We start from the raw sequence: 15751 nt of genomic DNA on the forward strand, positions 1-15751 counted from the left end.
ATGGCCAGATGCGGCCTAATCGTCACGATCCTGCTTCCGCTGATCACCTGTTCCTACAATCGGGTGCTTGGATAAAGCATAACAAAGTTGCGACAGTTGTTGTCACCCTTGAGTGACGCTTTTGTTGCTTTCTTGTCGGGATTTGTGAACTTGCTAGCAGCTCGGCGCGAGTTTGTGACGGAGTTGTCGCTTGCGTCGAGAAATGGGGTGTGCGGCCTATCGGCGCTAGCCTGAATCCTGCATCCAAGGCTCTCCCCTACCGGTGGTCGTGGTGAGTCAAGTTTCGTGCCTGTCCTTTGAAGTCGTTATTTTTCAGAAAGCTATATGTTGCTTTCGGGATTTTCGATGCAGTGACAGCCAGTGGCTTAGTCGGTTTTACGACAGCTTCTGACATTTCTTGCCGCTTGAATTGGGGGTCGTAGCGAGCGGATGTCAGAGTCAGGTTGTCGGGTATTGTTTCGATGTTGGGGGTAAACAGGGTGATGGCGATCTCGCGGACTAGGGCCGTCTTGGTTTTATGCTCAGGGGCGGTATTTTTCGTCATGATCCTTCGGCAAGCACCGACCGGGCGAGCGTGGGCGCCGACGAGGCGGTTCCATCCCGTCGGATGAACCCGAATTGGTGCTTCCATTTCTCTCCAAGTTCTGTATATTTGCGCGTTTACCTGCGGGGCGGTCCCGCATTGCCAAATATCAGTCTTGAGCCAGGACAGCACATGGTCACGATTCGTTTATCTCGGGGTGGTTCTAAGAAGAATCCCTTCTATCAGATTGTCGTCGCGGATATTCGCTCAAAGCGGGACGGTCGCTACATCGAGCGTATCGGCTTCTTTAATCCGAACGCCCAGGGCGGCGAAGTCGGGCTGCGTGTCGATAACGAACGCGCAAACCACTGGATCAGCCAGGGCGCGCAGCCGACCGATCGCGCGAAGCAACTGCTGAAGCAGGCTGCGCGCGAGGCGGCTGCAGTCGCCGCTTGAGGCGGCCGCGCGGCATGCGTCGGCGTTGAACGCACGGACTGGCCCGCCTCGCATCGTTCTCGGGCGCGTCTCCGGGGTCTACGGAGTCAAAGGCTGGGTCAAGATATTCTCCGAAACGGATCCCCGCGAGGGGATACTCAAGTACCAGCCTTGGCTGCTCGGTCCGGATGCCAAGCCATGGCGTTTCGCCGAGGGTAAGCGTCACGGCAAGGGTGTCGTCGCGCGGCTTGAGAACTGTGAGGATCGCGACCAGGCGGCCATGTTCGTCGGCCAAGAGATCGCCATCGATCGCAGACAGCTTCCGCCCGCGAGTCCGGACGAGTTCTATTGGATCGACCTAGAAGGGCTTGAAGTGATCACGGTGACGGAGGTCGCCTTGGGTCGCGTCAGCCATCTATTCTCGACTGGCGCGAACGATGTCATGGTCGTCAAGGGTGAGCGCGAGCGACTCATTCCCTTCGACTGGGGCGAAGTGGTGCGAGAAGTGGACTTCGAGCGCGGCCGGATTCAGGTGGACTGGGATCCGGAGTTCTAGACGTCGGATTCGACGTGGGCGACGAGGTTTGCGCCCAGCTGGATTCGGCAGGCTGCGGGCTGTCGCTCATGCGCTTCGATGTCATCACACTCTTCCCTGATCTTGTTCGCGCGATTGCAGATCAAGGTGTGCTCGGACGTGCTCTTGCGCGTGGCTTGGCCGAGATGCACCTTTGGAACCCTCGCGACTACACCACCGATGTCCACCGAACCGTGGATGATCGGCCTTACGGTGGGGGTCCGGGAATGCTGATGAAGGTCGAGCCGCTGCGCGATGCCGTCCTGGCAGCGCGGGCCCAGGCCCCCGAGAGCAAGGTGGCCTATTTGTCGCCGCAGGGGCGTGTTCTCAATCAGGCGGCCATGATCGATCTCTCGTCGCAGCCTGGTTGGATTCTGATCGCTGGTCGATACGAGGGCGTCGATGAGCGCCTGATCGACGAGTACGTCGACGAAGAGTGGTCGATCGGCGACTATGTCCTTAGCGGGGGCGAGCTGCCTTGCATGGTGGTGATGGATGCGGTCATCCGCTTACTGCCGGGCGCCTTGGGTCACGCAGAGTCGGCCCTACAGGATTCGCATATGAGCGGACTCTTGGATTGTCCCCATTTCACGCGTCCCGAGGAGATCGAGGGGCGCAGAGTTCCGTCTGTACTGACAGGCGGCAACCATGCCGCTATTGCGCGCTGGCGGTTGCAGCAGGCGCTGGGGCGAACCTGGCTGCGCCGACCGGATTTACTCGAGCGCCGTGGCCTCGACGAGAGCGAGCGTGCGCTGCTTGACGAATTTATGCTGGCCCATCCTGAAGATGGCGCCGGGTGAGAGAACAGGAGCCTGAGGAAACCATGAGCAACATCATTCAGCAGCTCGAAGAAGAGCAAATGAACCGTGAAGTCCCTGACTTTGCCCCCGGCGACACCGTTGTCGTTCAGGTCAAGGTCACAGAGGGAAACCGCGAGCGTCTTCAGGCGTTCGAGGGTGTCGTGATCGCCATCCGCAACCGCGGTCTCAACTCGTCCTTCACGGTGCGCAAGATCTCGCACGGCGAAGGCGTCGAGCGTGTTTTCCAGACCTACAGCCACGCAGTCGCTGCCATCCAGGTCAAGCGCAAGGGTGACGTTCGTCGCGCCAAGCTCTATTACTTGCGAGGTCGTACCGGCAAGGCGGCTCGTATCAAGGAAAAGATCTAAGGCGATTTCTGTCAAAGCTCGTCCCCGCTGACTTGTCTCCAGGCCCGCCTTCCGTGTCGCACCTGCGGTCACATCGCTCGGCTATGCTCCCGCCGGTGCTCCTTGAAGGCAAACCTGGATCCGGCGCCACCTGGCATGCGATTTTCCCACAATCGCCTCATCCGCCTGCGGCCGGTCCTCCGGATCGGCCGTGGTGGTGATTAGGGCTCCGACCCGTGCCTCAAAGCTTTTACTGGCACGATTATGAGACCTGGGGCGCGGATCCGCGTCGCGACCGACCCTGCCAATTCGCCGGCCTCCGCACTGACGCCAATCTCGAAGAGGTCGGTGATCCGCTCGTCATCTACTGCCGCCCAGGCGCGGATGTGCTGCCGCATCCCGATGCCTGTCTCATTACCGGCATCACCCCACAGCTCGCCGAGCGAGAAGGGCTCCTTGAAGCCGACTTTGCCGCCGCGATCCATGCTGAGTTGAGCCGTAGCGGCACCTGTGGTGTGGGCTACAACAGCATGCGGTTCGACGATGAGATTTCGCGCAACCTCTTCTACCGCAACTTCTTCGACCCCTACGCGCGTGAGTGGCAAAACGGCAATTCGCGCTGGGATCTCATTGATGTGCTCCGGCTTGCGCATGCCCTAAGGCCTGAAGGGATCGACTGGCCGACTCACGACGATGGCACCGCGTCCTTCAAGCTCGAGCAGCTCAGCGCGGCCAACGGTGTCGCGCATGGGCAGGCCCACGACGCGCTTGCCGATGTGCGCGCCACCATCGCGATGGCGAGATTGCTCAAAGGGGCGCAGCCCAAACTCTTCGACTACGCGCTGACCCTGCGCGACAAGTGGCGCGTTCGCGAGATCCTCGAGAAGGGACGTCCGCTGCTCCATGTGTCAGCCCGCTACCCGGCGGCACTTGGATGCATTGCCCCGGTCTTCCCGGTAGCCCCGCACCCGACCAACTCGAACGGCGTCATTTGCTTCGATCTGCGCAGCGATCCCTCGATGCTGCTCGACTTGAGCGTCGAAGAGATCCGTGAGTGGCTCTTTACCCCGTCAGCCGAGCTTCCGGACGGGGTCGCGCGTATCCCGCTCAAGGTGGTTCATGTGAATCGCGCCCCAGTGCTTGCACCCATGCAGACGCTCTCCCCTGAGGCCGCGGAGCGCTGGCAGATTCACCCGGACGAGGCCGCTGACCAGGCTCGGCGCATCCTGGACCATGCCGGGCAGATTCGTGATCGGGTGCAGGCCGTGCATCAGGCATTCACGCCAACCGCCGACACCGATCCGGATCTCATGCTCTACTCCGGTGGTTTCTTCTCCGATCGGGACCGGCGATCCATGACGGCTGTGCGCCAGTCGGCTCCTGCCGACCTGGCCCAATCGCCACCGGCCTTCGAGGATGCTCGTTTGCCTGAGATGCTGTTCCGTTATCGGGCGCGGAACTGGCCGGATACCCTGACGGCGGAGGAGCGCCAGGACTGGGATGCGTTTCGTCTGGCGCGCCTGACTGAGCCCGACGGTGGGGGTAGCATCCAGGTGGACGTTTTCGAGGAGCGCCTCAGGGTCCTGGCGGACGCCCACGCGGAGGACCCGGCGAAGCTGGACATTCTCCACGCCCTTGGCGATTGGGCGGAGATCATCCTCGACGCGGACGGCTGAACGCGGTCGCCGACAACTTGGTTCATGGGAGGAGGGGGCTCAGGGGGGCAAGCCCGCCATCCCTAAGAAAGCGCTCATCAATTGTTTCCCGATGTGAGCGATCCCGTCCGAAATCCCCCCTGGCCCCCCCTTTGCGAAAGGGGGGAAGTTGTTGATGGTCACTTTCTAACCATTCTGCGTCGGTGGATCGCGTTCAGAGCGATACGAGCGGTTGGTGCGCGGATTGAAGTTTCCACGCATTGAGCCGACACTTGCAGGGCTAGTGATCTGGAATCATCGACCAGCCGGCCGTCGCCGAGCTTGCGGATGAGGCGACTCGGAGTCGTGTCGTGGCCGGTCGTCTCTTGGATGCGAGCGAAAACCGAGGATCTGCCGCATGCGCTTCTACCGACCCTTTATCGCCGCCTTGACTGCCCTTGGACTTGTCGCCTGCGGCGGGACGAGCAGCACACCACCTGAGACTTCTGTCGCCTTGCCCGCCGTGGATACCATGGCGGTCGAGCGGCTATTGTCCTCTGAAGAGACCCTTGAGGTACTGAGCTTCCCCACCGTCGGGCGCATGACCCAGGTCGGTGAGATCGTGGGCTACGCCAGTGCCGCCTATGCGGTCCCGGTCGCGGCTGGCCAAAAGCTGCTGGTCACCCTGGAAAGTCCCAGTAGCAATGCCTACTTCAATGTCCAGGATGCGGCCGATAGCAGCGGCGCCGCTGTCTTCCGCGGAGAGGTCGAAGGTCGTGAGGCTCGCATCCAGGCAGAGTCTGATGCCGCCTATGTGATTCGTCCCTTCCAGCCCCGAGCAATGGCGCGCCGGGACGAGGTTGCCCCCTACAGCCTGACGATCGAGCGTCAATGAGCACCTCTGCGCAGGATACTCAGGCCGACGAGTGCGTCAGCTCACTTATGAGATGGAAAGACGATCGAAAGGCGCTCACTGCTTTCGCGCCGCCGCGATGGACCAATCGCGAGCTGCGAGTATTCGGCTTCTGGTCACGAGGCATCAGCTTCGTGACCGATGCGATGGAGTTTGGGGCTTGCGCCACGGCTGCTAGCCTTTGCTGACCTGAATCACCTCGATTTTCTCTTGCTCCAATCGCCACCGAATGTTCAGCTCGCACAGCCGCAGCCCAAAGTCTCTTCGTTGCGGATAGCGATCCATGTATCCTGGCCTCGGGTCTTGGGCCAAGACCTGCTCGATCAGGGTGCGCAGGCCTCGCCGGCCATCAGGGTCTAGTGCGCTCAGCTGCTGCCTGGCCGTTTCTGAAAAGCCGACCTCTACCACCGCGCTCTCTGGTGGCGTGGCGAAGCCGGACTTGGCGTGCGGCACGGCGTCCGCATAAGGCACGTAGGGCTTGATGTCGAGCACGGGTGTGCCGTCGAGCATGTCCATGCCCCGAATTCGAAGTGCCAATCTTTGGTTGTAGCGTGTCAGCCCCAGATGCTCCACGGCCGAGATTCCGATCGGATTTGGACGGTAGGGTGCGCGGCTTGCGAAGACCCCGACCGATTCACGCCCACCTAGGCGCGGCGGTCTTACGGTTGGTTTCCAGCGAGCGGTGAGGCAGTCTTCATGGAAGAGAAAGATCACCCAAATATGCGAGAAACCTTCAAGTCCCTTGAAGGCCTCCTCGCGCGCGTAGGGCGTCAGCAGCTCGATCCTGCCCTCGGCCGACGCGACCAGTCCGGGTTGTCGCGGAATACCGAATTTGTCCGTATAGGGTGACCGAAGGATTCCGATGGGCTCGAATCTCATGGCATCAGATTATCGCGGTCCGACGGCTTCGGGGCCAGCCATCCTAGCAAGCAGCGCCTTGCTCAATAGAAGTGGTCTTGATGCTTGGGGCGCGGTGGGACTCTGCGTTCTCTGGCAACCTTGCCCGTTCCAGGGCGGACTCAGCGCCCTGTTGCCTCTCTTCCGTAAGCGCATCGGTGCTAGGAGCCTGTCCGACTTAGAGCGTGTCCATCAATTGTTTCCCGATGCGAGCGATGCCGCCCGAAATCCCCCCTAACCCCCCTTTGTGAAAGGGGGGAAGTTGTTGATGGACGCTTTCTTAGGATGAATCGGCTGCGGAATCGGGAGAAGGGTCCCTTTCGCCCCGCTTTTTCGTTACATAGAACCACTATGCGCCTCAAAACCGGAACGAAATGGCCTCGCTCTCCCACTTCCTCGCTTCGATCCCCCCAAGTCGGACAGGCTCCTAGTAGGCTCGATGCCTCCTGCATGCTGCAAGACTAGAGTCCGGTCGCTCGCCTCAGTGGTTGCGCAGCCCTGCCGCTTGCCAAGGCGCAGCGACTAGCCAGAGGCGCGCATCGCATGCGCGCATCGCATGTTAGAAGGCTTTGGGCAGTGGGTCACACATTGGGCGTTTCGCCCGGTTGCGACAGGCTGTTGGGACTAGACTTTCACTGTGGAAATACGGACGACCACTCAGTGCAGATCCACTCCGCAATCAGTAGCACTTCCTATCCCTTTGCACGCCCAGGGGGCGCGCAACCCTCTGTTGCGCCCGCAGAGGACGAACGTCCAGAGAAGGGGGCGCTCAATCCGGCAAGCACCCCAGCCGAGGGTGAGGTCGATCGGGAAACGGATCGGAAGGTTGCTCCGGCCTCAGAATCAGACTCGGCAGAGCAAGCGCTTACGCAGGACGAGCTGCGCGAGGTCCAGCTTCTGGCACAGCGCGATGCTGAAGTGCGCGCGCATGAGCAGGCGCATATCGCCGCGGGCGGGCCCTATGTCAATGGCGCGGCCAGCTACAGCTATCAGATGGGTCCTGATGGCAAATCCTATGCGATTGGTGGTGAGGTTGGGATCGATACCTCAATGCGCTCCGGTGATCCTGAGGCCAATCTCGAAAAGGCGCGCACCATTCTGCGCGCGGCACTCGCCCCCGCCGAGCCTTCGACGCAAGATCGCAGTGTTGCTGCGGACGCACGCGCTATGGAGATCGACGCCCAGCGCGAACTCGCAGCGCTGCAACAGGCGGAGCGCGAGGCGGGCATGGCCGAGATGGGCCGCTCCGATGGCGACGCATCTGAGAGCCAAGAGGGCGCGGATGCGCCGGAGGCTGAAACGACGAGCGTGATCAGTATGAAGGGGGCGCGGGCGAGGCTTGAGCAGAGGATTGGACAGCTCTTTGCGGAGCCGACGCAGAGTGCGCTAAACGAGGTTGCTTGAACTCCGTAGCTCAGTGCTAGCGGTTGCTCCAGCGCGAAGCCCTCCCGACTCTTGAGGCGGATTGAAAGCTTACGCCATGCTGGAGGTCCACAGGGTCTGGGGCGCGTCGTGCGCAAGCGGATCATGGCTAACAGCCGCTCCTCGCCTGATGTGCCGCACCCCTTCAGCCGGTCCGGTCGCGACTCGATCTGGCGCGGAGCTACGCCGTGACGTTGATGTTTCGCCCCACGTTGTCCGGCAGGGCTTCTGTCGGAACCTCAGGAACGCTCTGAACCATCTGCGTGGCCATCTCGGCTTGGGTGTCCAGCGCCTTCTTGAGTGTTGCGATGCCGACCTGGGTTGAGACCTGATTGCTCGCCGAGGTGTTGGTGTAGCTCGCGAGTCCAGCGGTTGATCCAACGTCCATCTAGAGTCTCCGGTTGCGGGTTCGTCCGCTGAACTCGGGCGATTTGTCGTAGAGTGTTCGAGGTGACACTCGCCATTCTCAATCAGCACCAGCGAGCGGACGTTTTGGAAGCCCGCCCTCTAGAGCGGGGGGCAGCCTGAATGTCTGGGCGGTACTCCAGCCGCACATTTACGTGCACATTGCCCCTTTATGGCAATTCTAGATGCCGACGATCCCGCCGAGTGCCAATTCGCTCACAGTTTTGCTTGATCCTTCAATAGACCATAACTCCTCGGCCAAAGCCAGGGGGTCGCTCAAGTTTGCTTGAGGGACGCCGTTACAGCGGTGAATCACCAAGGAGAACAGTCGATGCAGATCAATCGGGATACCTTGAAGGTTGATGCCGCGCAGGCCCCCGATGCGCCAAGGCGGCTGACGTTTGACGGCCTCATGACCGGTTTCCTGCCGGCCTTCAGGCATCTCGAAACGGGCGAGGTTCGGCTGTGCCGGATGGAAAACGGTCAGATTGCGCGCGAGCATCTCCTCGACGGATTACCCGATCACTGGATCATCGATCGCGACTCTAAGGGGCGCGCGTCCGCGCTGGTCTATGCCATCGAGCCGGGTTTCATGCGCGGGGCCGAGTTCTGGACCCTGTCTGATTTCAACCATCCGGCGCTCGATGGCTGAGGCTTGCCGAGAGTCTGATGATGAGTCCTGTCTCGGATCGGCGGCAGCACCAGCGCCTACCCATGGAAGTCGAGGTCGAGCTGCACCAGGAGGGAGAGCCGGTGCGCATCGTTCGCACGGAAGACTTGAGTCAGGGCGGGGTGCTGCTGGTGCTGAACGGGCATGCCCGGCCTGCGGTTGGCTCGCGGGTTCAGGTTCGTGTCTGCGGGCTCCTCGGCGGGGGCGAGGCACCGCCCATGGTGGAGGCGACCGTTGTGCGCCACATTGAGGCGGGCGTGGCGGTTCAGTTCATGGGGGATTTTGGGGGCGAGTGATCAGTCAGTGCGATCTGCGCCCAGCTCATGGCGAGGCTGCGCGTTGATGCAAGCTGGATGCGGCGGTTGGCAGGCCTTCATCCGGCGGGTGAGTCAGCCGGAGGCCTCAACGCTCTCGAGCAATGCGCCGCATCAAGCGGGGAGCGGTCAACTGCTGGATCTAGTTGTGCCAAGAGGATCTAGTTGTGCCAAGAGGTCGTTGAGTCGGCACATCCTTAGGTCGTACCAGCATTTGAGCCCAAGTCGAGGCTCTGCCGAGCAGAAGCGAGAATTGGTAGCACTCAGAGGTTAAGATCATGCTACGCCCTATCTCAGTTAACGGGTTGTTCTCAAACGGGTCTTTCCCGAGCCAGACTCGACAACCAGGCACGTCCGTCGAAAGGGGGGCCGCGTCCAGATCGGGTCCGGACAGCGCCACGCTAGCGAGCGGGGGAGAGGTCGTCGATCTTGCCGCGGATGTCGCTAGACTCATGGAGCAGGACCTCGACTATCAGATCCTCCGCAAGAACTTTGCGATCGAGAGTGGGTCGGTGATTGCTGAAGGGCGGGGCTCTGATGGAGCGCCAGCGGAAGGTGTCGCCACCGAGGGCCAATCCATCACGCCTGGTGCGCGTCAGGGGTTCGATCTTGCTGTGGAGGCCACCTCTCAGGTCCAGCTTGAGCTGTCCTGGCATCAGTCTTCAAGCGCGGGAATCGAACTCTCCGCGCGGACGCAAGACGCTGGCTTTTGGACGCAACGTCTCTCTATGGAGCAAGAGACCGTCGCACTGGACTTCAGCATTGGACAGCCCGGGGCAGTTCAGCTCGGTGACCCCCTTGCGCTGGATTTGGGCGGTCGTGGTCTACAGACGACAGGGTTGGATGCCGCTGTGGCATTCGATCTGGATGGCGACGGCAAGCTTGATCAGATGAGCACGGTTGCTGGCGACACTTGGTTCTTGGCGCTGGATTGGAGTCAGAACGGTCGGATCGACGACGGCACCGAGCTGTTCGGCGATCAGAACGGTGCCGCGAATGGCTTTGATGCGCTTGCAAAATACGATAGCAATGGAGATGAGCGTATCGACGCCAATGATGCCGTGTTCGACCAGTTGCGACTCCTGCAGATCAGGGGCGACGGCACTCAGGTGACGCAGACACTGGAGCAAGGGAATGTGACGTCCATCGAACTCGGCTATCAGAACACCCGCAAGGCCCTGAACGTCTATGATCAAGTCGCTCAAACCTCAAGCTTCACGCTGAAGGACGGCAGTCGTGGAGAGGCCGCTGACCTGCTGCTTGGGCACCGTCGAGGCGGTTGAGGATGATCAGCAAGTCAAGAGGGCGGAGTGCGCACCCTGCAGGATGTCGGCCGGTTCACAGAGCTGAGATTTGTTGGTCACGCCGAGTTCAAGCGTCGGGGATGATACTGCTAGACTAGAGAGCAACCGACCGAACGCAAACACCATTAGGATGAGCGACTGTCGGGCATTGTTCAGTACCGCCGAGTCCCCAAGACCAAGGACGCCAAGAATGCAGCAAACATCCGACGAGATCGCCTTACTGGCTGATCTCGAGCTGACACGGGACTTGCCTGACGACGCGCGCGAGGAGCTTGCGGCCAAGTGTCGCTTCCAAGAGGTCGGCGGCAAGAAGCGGGTCAAGGTCGCCGGTCTCAACGGTGATCGTATCTTCCTGGTGGACGGTCATGCCGTGCGCCTATCCAATGGCGTCGCTGAGCGCCTGCAGGCCTTTCAGGGCCTGAGCGAGCCTGAGGATCTCTGCGGCGATAGTCCTGGCGCCGAAGACTGCTTCGTCACGGAGAGTCCCTGCATCGTTTTCCGCATCCCCGGCGCGGAGTTGGCGCGGCTGCTGTCGGATGGCGTGCGGGTCGAGGACATGGAACTCGATCCCAAAGAGGGCGAGTTCCTTGCTGAGATCTATCACCTCGTCAGCAACAACACCTTGGTGCTGCCCGCGAGGCCGGAAGTCGCTCTCAAGATTCAAGAGATGACCAACGACCCCGAGGCCGGCATTGCTGATCTGACGGAGATCATCCAGTCCGACGGCACCATCGCGGGGGCGTTGCTGCATGCTACCAATAGTCCATTGTTCCGCGCAGCGAAGGAGATCAAATCGATTCGCGAGGCGGTCGTCCGTCTGGGCTTCCGTAATACGCGCATGCTGGCCGTGAATCTGGCGCTTCGTCAGGCCTTCCTCGCCAAGCATGCGGTGACCAAGGAAGCCATGGAGGCGGTCTGGACAGACAGCGTTCTAACCTCGGCGTTTAGCTACGTCATCTCTGACCATCTCAAGATCCTGGATCGGGACCGCGCGCTCTTGGGCGGCTTGGTGGCTGGGATTGGCGGCGTCCCCATCATTCAGTTCATCGAGCTGCGTGAGTCTGAGCCTAAGATGACGACTATCCAGTCGTTGCTCGGCAAGCTCTGCAGCATCACTGGTGTCCTGGTCATCAATTACTGGGGCATCGGTGACGACCTGGTTGCGGTTGCGGAGAACTTCGACAACTGGTCTTATGAGCCGGATAGTCCGGACTACGCCAGTATTGCGATCGTCGCGCGCTGGGCCGCACTTCAGAGCGAGGGTGCCGCGCACCCGAGCGCGTCCGAGGTGCCTGCGTTCCGTGTCCTCGGTTTGACGCCGCCAGAACCTGGCGAGGCGATTGCCGAGCTGGAATCGAGCAGCAAGACCTTGGAATCGCTCAAGTCCATGTTCAATCTTTAGACGATAAGGATTTATCTGGTCTTGGGTGCGGAATAGGATGGACCGGTCGCTTCAACCTGAAAATGGTAGCTGAATCGCAAAGGATAGCTGAATCGCAAAGGATAGCTGAATCGCACAGGGGCGCTGGACCGCAATGAGCACCAAGAGTCTAGGGATTTTCAATCGGTTGTCGGGCTGGACGCATTCACCCAAGGGGTGAATGACTGTCTGTGACATCAGTCCTTATTCCGCTGCGCCGACTGGGCGCTTTCTTGGCTCAAGTGCCGAATCGATGCTCAAGCACCTTGAGTGCTTGAAGCTGCAGCGACACACAGGTTTTGCCTCGGGTCTGCTGGCTGTTTGGAGTGCTAGGCTAGGGATGCCGGGCTGTCTCCGCTTCGAGGGGGCTTCGCGAGAGCGAGACCATCGGACTGGGATCAGCAAGCTGCTCGGCCAGGGGAAACGACCTGAGGCAAGGACATTGACGACTTGGGGGATTTGGAGCAAACGCGCGTGTCAAAACCAACCTTGAATTCCCTGGTCAAGAGCACCGGCCAGTTGCTGGCGATTCCGCGCGTGGTCGGCGAGATCATGCGTTTACTGGATGATCCCAACAGCAGCCAGGCCCAGCTCGCTCAACTCCTTGCGCAGGACCCTGCCTTGGTGGCGATCGTCCTGCGGCTTGCCAACAGTCCCGCCTTCGCCACGGCACGCACCGTCGACTCCGTGGACCGCGCGATCATGCTGCTGGGCCGCGCGAACGTGCGCCGTCTCGTCATCGCCGGGGCCTTGACGCAAGCGTCCGGAAAGCTACCAAACCAGGGTATGCTCCCTTTGGAGCTGTTCTGGAGGCACTCTTCATACTGCGCTACCATCGCCAGACTCTTGGCGGAGAAGACGTCACCTGCGGATGCGGGCGCTGTTTTCTTAGGTGGGCTGCTGCATGATCTTGGGCTTCTCATCCTGTTCACTCAGGAGCCCGAGGCTGCCCACAAGGCCTTCCTCAGCAGCCTCAGTGAGCCGTCGACATTTTCACCTCAAGAGGCGGAGCGTTCTGAGCTGGGGTTCGATCACGCCGAATTGGGGGGTGCCCTGGCAGAGCATTGGGGGCTGCCGCATAGCCTTTGCGCCTGCCTGCGCTTTCATCATGCGCCACTCGACGCGCCCGAGGAATTTAAGACCCCGGTGGCCTTGGTGCATGTCGCCAATACGCTCGCCCATCTCGCCGAGCTGGATTCGCGCGATCTGCGCGACGCCCCGCCGCTCGAGCCCCAAGTCTTGGAAGGGCTGGGTGTTCAACCCGAACTACTCATGGATCTCATCGAGAAAGCACAGTATCAAGTGCTTGCGGTAGAGGCTTTGAGGAGCCCGGAACTCGCGGATTGAGCCTCCGGCGAGCTTGCTTCAGATTTGGCGACTTGAGCCGCCATGGGGCAAAGCAGAGGAAGAAAACGAGGGGCTTGATTGACGCGCAATGCTCAGCCATTGGGTGAGGGGCATCGACCAGATGACGCATCGAGCCCCTTGGCCTGATGCGTGCGCTATCCGAAATTCCACTTCCCCTCTTGGCTCATTGATCCGCGCGTTGCAGCTCAGCCTTCTCTAGAATTCTTGAGTCGGTATCGGTATCGGTATCGGTATCGAATCGACGATCCCGATTCCGATAGCGATCCCGATAGCATGACTCGTCGGTCTGAGGCGAAGCCTCTCCAGCGAGGCTCAACCCGCCCCTCCGCGCGGCGCAGCCGTTGCGCCGATTTTCGGCGCAGTCTGAGGTTGACTGGCTGTCGGGTCCAGCTTGATCGGCTCTAGAAGCCTGGATTCGAAGTCTGTCAGCACACTGAACTCGACTCGCCGAGAGGCCTCTGGGTCTTCCGCGCCATCCGGGTCGTGGACGAGCCGCGAGGATGAGAGTCCAACGGCTGCCACGCGGTCTCTGAACCAGGTGGCGTCCTCCAATCCCTCCAGGCCATAGGCAAACCGCAGCACGGCTTGGGTGCGCTGCTGACTCAGCTCCATGTTGAGGAAATAGGCCTGCAATGGCGCTGTGTCGGCGCTCCACTCACTTGAAGTGTGTCCCTCAATGCGGATCTCGCGAATGACGTCCTTGAAGCCGCTCAGTTGTGCCAGATAGCGCGGCAGGAAGTCGCGGAGGATGGCCTCGAACTCAGGTTTGATCCGGGCCGAGCTGCGGTCGAAGAGCACGTCCGGCTCGCGGAAGCGCAGCGTCAGCGTGGGCTTTACCAGTTCGGCTCTCCAGCGCGGCAGATCCTCGCGGAACTCATCTTCCAAGGCCTGGTAGATGGCTTGCCGCGACTCGGCGGCGGTTGCTCTGACCTCGGTCTCGACCAAATGGGTACGCTCCACCTGGGCCATGTGCAGGACTGCCAGGAAGAGAAAAATCATCATCAGGGTCGCCATGAGATCGGAGACGACCAGCCAATGGCTGTCTTCCTCAGGTCCAGCGGCAGAGGGGCGCAGCGATGCGAGCCTTGGTTTCATGCCTGGGCCCTCGCGGGTGGATCATTGCGGGCGTCGCCAAAGGCAGTCTCAACACCGTACTGCCCAAGACGCTGCTGGGTGCTAAGTCCAGCGATGACGGCATTCTCGATGCTCTCCAACATGGCGCTCAGACGCTGGTCAATGGCGGGGAAGGCGTCCTTGGCTTTCTCGCGCAGCTCGGCGATGCTGCCCAGCACGGCCTCGAGTTCCATGGTCTCGCGCTTGAGCGCCTGCATGGCGGACTCCTGGTCTTCGACGTGTGTCGAGATCAGACGCGCCTGCCGCGTGAGTGCCTCTAGACTGGTCTGAGCGTTCGAGACGCCCGCGATCGCATTGTCGAGCTGATCTCCCAGGGCTTCCATGTGTCTGCGATAGTCGTCCTGCCACTGCAGAAGCTTCTCCACGGCGCCGTCGAGGCGGCTGAAGTTCTCGCCGAACTGCTCGCCGAGGTTGCTGTTGAAGTCGCGGATGACGGATTCGAGCGCGGCGATGAGCTGACGCGAGCCCATTTCGCTGAGCTGCTCGGCGAAACCTTGCATCGCGGCCAGGTGGCTTTGGTGTTGGCGTTCCAGGGTTTCGATCAGTCGCTCGTCCATCTGGCTCAAGCGGTCGCTGAGCTGCAGGGTGGCGGTCAGCTGGGCCTCCGCGATTTGTCCTTGCTGCTCAATGAGCGTCAAAAGATTGGCATCCGCAGGCGAATCGCTCGCGAGCTGCTCTGGGGTGTCTTCAGGCAGCGCGCTGTCATGCCGAGTGACGAGCAGCAGGCGGAGTGCTGCCGAGAGCAGAATGCCCACAATACTGGTCGTGAAGGCCGTCTTCAGGCCATCAAGCAGCAATGGAATGCTATACTCGATCCGCGTGGAATCGAAGTCCAGCAGGCCGATGGCGATTCCCAGGAAGGTCCCGAGAATGCCCAGGGTGGTCAGTAGCGTCGGCGTGCTCTGGTAGAAGGCCGTTGCCCGTCTCATGACGATGGTCGTCACGGCAACGGCGAAGAAAATCAGCATGACGACCACAAAGATCCCCGTGACCATGGTGGAGTCCATGCTTTCGAGCATCCCGACGACGCCAAGGGCGATCGATTCGAACATGACGGGCCTTCCATTTGGAAAAATGATCATCGGCCCGCTCAAACTGGGCCTCTTGCCATCCTGTTCTGCAGGAACTGGGCCATGAGATCAGCCGGGACGCGTGAGCGGATTGGCGCAGCTCGCCCGGGAGCCGCGTCTGGCCAGGGTCGGACGCCACGGGATCGACGATCCAGGCGACGCTGCGCTGATTAGCTTCGTCAAGTTTTCGACGGAAACCGCCTCAACACCTAGCGGTTTCCCGAAATCAACCGGAACAGCCGCTCCAAGCCTGCGTAGCCAGGCCATGCTGGCCTGGTTTGCCAGGGCTGGAAGCCCTGGCTACATAAAACCGATCGATGGTGAGCGGAAACCGCAGCAGCGCTTGCGATCGGGTGGCGGTGTGGACAGGAACAATCCGGCGCTGGGCGGGGCAGACGGCCCCAGGGTGTATCCGTCGGTGGCCTTAGGGCTTGGCGACGCTAAGGTGATTTCCGAATAACAGTTTACCCGGTTAAGATGGGATTTACTCAACAGACTGACCCTATCGAGTCCGACCATGT

General features: G+C 60.9%; 18 protein-coding genes. 13 read left to right on the forward strand and 5 right to left on the reverse strand.

Features of this window, described 5'->3' with window-relative positions; genetic code table 11:
* Positions 1–256 precede the first annotated feature (256 nt).
* Positions 257–631 (reverse strand): hypothetical protein, encoded by a 375-nt coding sequence (locus G3480_RS12755; RefSeq protein ID WP_164654272.1) that lies wholly within the window; start codon positions 629–631, stop codon positions 257–259.
* Positions 632–715: 84 nt separating this feature from the next.
* On the opposite strand from G3480_RS12755, the gene rpsP reads away from it, so the two are divergent.
* From rpsP to G3480_RS12785, 6 genes are all read left to right on the forward strand, one after another.
* Positions 716–979: a 30S ribosomal protein S16 gene (rpsP, locus tag G3480_RS12760; RefSeq protein ID WP_164654273.1), complete on the forward strand. Its 264-nt coding sequence runs from the start codon at positions 716–718 to the stop codon at positions 977–979.
* Positions 980–1004: 25 nt separating this feature from the next.
* A complete protein-coding gene (gene rimM / locus G3480_RS12765) occupies positions 1005–1514 on the forward strand; it encodes a ribosome maturation factor RimM (RefSeq protein ID WP_164654274.1) in 510 nt (169 codons plus the stop codon).
* A gap of 68 nt (positions 1515–1582) precedes the next feature.
* Complete coding sequence (gene trmD, locus G3480_RS12770) at positions 1583–2332, forward strand: tRNA (guanosine(37)-N1)-methyltransferase TrmD (RefSeq protein ID WP_164654290.1); 750 nt, start codon at positions 1583–1585, stop codon at positions 2330–2332.
* A 23-nt stretch (positions 2333–2355) separates the two neighbouring features.
* Positions 2356–2700 carry a 50S ribosomal protein L19 gene (gene rplS / locus G3480_RS12775; protein WP_164654275.1) on the forward strand — a complete coding sequence of 115 codons (345 nt, stop codon included), beginning with the start codon at positions 2356–2358 and terminating at the stop codon, positions 2698–2700.
* A 215-nt stretch (positions 2701–2915) separates the two neighbouring features.
* Positions 2916–4355 (forward strand): exodeoxyribonuclease I, encoded by a 1440-nt coding sequence (gene sbcB, locus G3480_RS12780; protein ID WP_164654276.1) that lies wholly within the window; start codon positions 2916–2918, stop codon positions 4353–4355.
* A gap of 376 nt (positions 4356–4731) precedes the next feature.
* Complete coding sequence (locus G3480_RS12785) at positions 4732–5208, forward strand: hypothetical protein (RefSeq protein ID WP_164654277.1); 477 nt, start codon at positions 4732–4734, stop codon at positions 5206–5208.
* A 192-nt stretch (positions 5209–5400) separates the two neighbouring features.
* Here the strand turns inward: G3480_RS12785 and tsaA are convergent, their stop codons facing one another.
* Positions 5401–6105, reverse strand: a complete 705-nt coding sequence (gene tsaA / locus G3480_RS12790; RefSeq protein ID WP_164654278.1) for a tRNA (N6-threonylcarbamoyladenosine(37)-N6)-methyltransferase TrmO — start codon at positions 6103–6105, stop codon at positions 5401–5403.
* Between the two features lie 678 nt (positions 6106–6783).
* Between tsaA and G3480_RS12795 the strand changes: the two genes are divergently transcribed.
* Positions 6784–7527 carry a putative metalloprotease CJM1_0395 family protein gene (locus tag G3480_RS12795; protein WP_206171699.1) on the forward strand — a complete coding sequence of 248 codons (744 nt, stop codon included), beginning with the start codon at positions 6784–6786 and terminating at the stop codon, positions 7525–7527.
* Between the two features lie 199 nt (positions 7528–7726).
* Here G3480_RS12795 and G3480_RS12800 read toward each other — a convergent pair whose 3' ends face one another.
* Positions 7727–7933 (reverse strand): YjfB family protein, encoded by a 207-nt coding sequence (locus tag G3480_RS12800; RefSeq protein ID WP_164654280.1) that lies wholly within the window; start codon positions 7931–7933, stop codon positions 7727–7729.
* A 348-nt stretch (positions 7934–8281) separates the two neighbouring features.
* Here G3480_RS12800 and G3480_RS12805 point away from each other — a divergent pair, with 348 nt between their 5' ends.
* From G3480_RS12805 to G3480_RS12825, 5 genes are all read left to right on the forward strand, one after another.
* Positions 8282–8602, forward strand: a complete 321-nt coding sequence (locus tag G3480_RS12805) for a hypothetical protein (protein ID WP_164654281.1) — start codon at positions 8282–8284, stop codon at positions 8600–8602.
* 17 nt (positions 8603–8619) lie between these two features.
* Positions 8620–8916 (forward strand): PilZ domain-containing protein, encoded by a 297-nt coding sequence (locus G3480_RS12810; RefSeq protein ID WP_338114133.1) that lies wholly within the window; start codon positions 8620–8622, stop codon positions 8914–8916.
* A 470-nt stretch (positions 8917–9386) separates the two neighbouring features.
* Entirely contained in the window at positions 9387–10217 is an 831-nt protein-coding gene (locus tag G3480_RS12815) for a hypothetical protein (RefSeq protein WP_164654282.1), read from the forward strand.
* A gap of 211 nt (positions 10218–10428) precedes the next feature.
* Positions 10429–11640: an HDOD domain-containing protein gene (locus G3480_RS12820; RefSeq protein ID WP_164654283.1), complete on the forward strand. Its 1212-nt coding sequence runs from the start codon at positions 10429–10431 to the stop codon at positions 11638–11640.
* 492 nt (positions 11641–12132) lie between these two features.
* Positions 12133–13005: an HDOD domain-containing protein gene (locus tag G3480_RS12825; RefSeq protein WP_164654284.1), complete on the forward strand. Its 873-nt coding sequence runs from the start codon at positions 12133–12135 to the stop codon at positions 13003–13005.
* 333 nt (positions 13006–13338) lie between these two features.
* Here the strand turns inward: G3480_RS12825 and G3480_RS12830 are convergent, their stop codons facing one another.
* Positions 13339–14121: an OmpA/MotB family protein gene (locus G3480_RS12830; RefSeq protein WP_164654285.1), complete on the reverse strand. Its 783-nt coding sequence runs from the start codon at positions 14119–14121 to the stop codon at positions 13339–13341.
* A complete protein-coding gene (locus G3480_RS12835) occupies positions 14118–15212 on the reverse strand; it encodes a hypothetical protein (RefSeq protein ID WP_240905787.1) in 1095 nt (364 codons plus the stop codon). Before G3480_RS12835 ends, G3480_RS12830 begins: the two co-directional genes overlap by 4 nt.
* A gap of 100 nt (positions 15213–15312) precedes the next feature.
* Between G3480_RS12835 and G3480_RS12840 the strand changes: the two genes are divergently transcribed.
* On the forward strand, positions 15313–15690 hold the full coding sequence (locus G3480_RS12840) for a hypothetical protein (protein WP_164654286.1): 378 nt from the start codon (positions 15313–15315) through the stop codon (positions 15688–15690).
* The last annotated feature ends 61 nt before the right edge of the window (positions 15691–15751 follow it).

Origin of the sequence: Thiorhodococcus mannitoliphagus, from assembly GCF_010915725.1 — a bacterium.
GTDB lineage: Bacteria > Pseudomonadota > Gammaproteobacteria > Chromatiales > Chromatiaceae > Thiorhodococcus > Thiorhodococcus mannitoliphagus.

Excerpts from the sequence above, each read along its gene's own strand:
- G3480_RS12755 (WP_164654272.1), bottom strand. The coding sequence starts at position 631 with ATGGAAGCACCAATTCGGGTTCATCCGACGGGATGGAACCGCCTCGTC.
- rpsP (WP_164654273.1), top strand. The coding sequence starts at position 716 with ATGGTCACGATTCGTTTATCTCGGGGTGGTTCTAAGAAGAATCCCTTC.
- trmD (WP_164654290.1), top strand. The coding sequence starts at position 1,583 with ATGCGCTTCGATGTCATCACACTCTTCCCTGATCTTGTTCGCGCGATT.
- rplS (WP_164654275.1), top strand. The coding sequence starts at position 2,356 with ATGAGCAACATCATTCAGCAGCTCGAAGAAGAGCAAATGAACCGTGAA.
- G3480_RS12785 (WP_164654277.1), top strand. The coding sequence starts at position 4,732 with ATGCGCTTCTACCGACCCTTTATCGCCGCCTTGACTGCCCTTGGACTT.
- tsaA (WP_164654278.1), bottom strand. The coding sequence starts at position 6,105 with ATGAGATTCGAGCCCATCGGAATCCTTCGGTCACCCTATACGGACAAA.
- G3480_RS12800 (WP_164654280.1), bottom strand. The coding sequence starts at position 7,933 with ATGGACGTTGGATCAACCGCTGGACTCGCGAGCTACACCAACACCTCG.
- G3480_RS12805 (WP_164654281.1), top strand. The coding sequence starts at position 8,282 with ATGCAGATCAATCGGGATACCTTGAAGGTTGATGCCGCGCAGGCCCCC.
- G3480_RS12810 (WP_338114133.1), top strand. The coding sequence starts at position 8,620 with ATGATGAGTCCTGTCTCGGATCGGCGGCAGCACCAGCGCCTACCCATG.
- G3480_RS12815 (WP_164654282.1), top strand. The coding sequence starts at position 9,387 with ATGGAGCAGGACCTCGACTATCAGATCCTCCGCAAGAACTTTGCGATC.
- G3480_RS12820 (WP_164654283.1), top strand. The coding sequence starts at position 10,429 with ATGCAGCAAACATCCGACGAGATCGCCTTACTGGCTGATCTCGAGCTG.
- G3480_RS12830 (WP_164654285.1), bottom strand. The coding sequence starts at position 14,121 with ATGAAACCAAGGCTCGCATCGCTGCGCCCCTCTGCCGCTGGACCTGAG.
- G3480_RS12835 (WP_240905787.1), bottom strand. The coding sequence starts at position 15,212 with ATGTTCGAATCGATCGCCCTTGGCGTCGTCGGGATGCTCGAAAGCATG.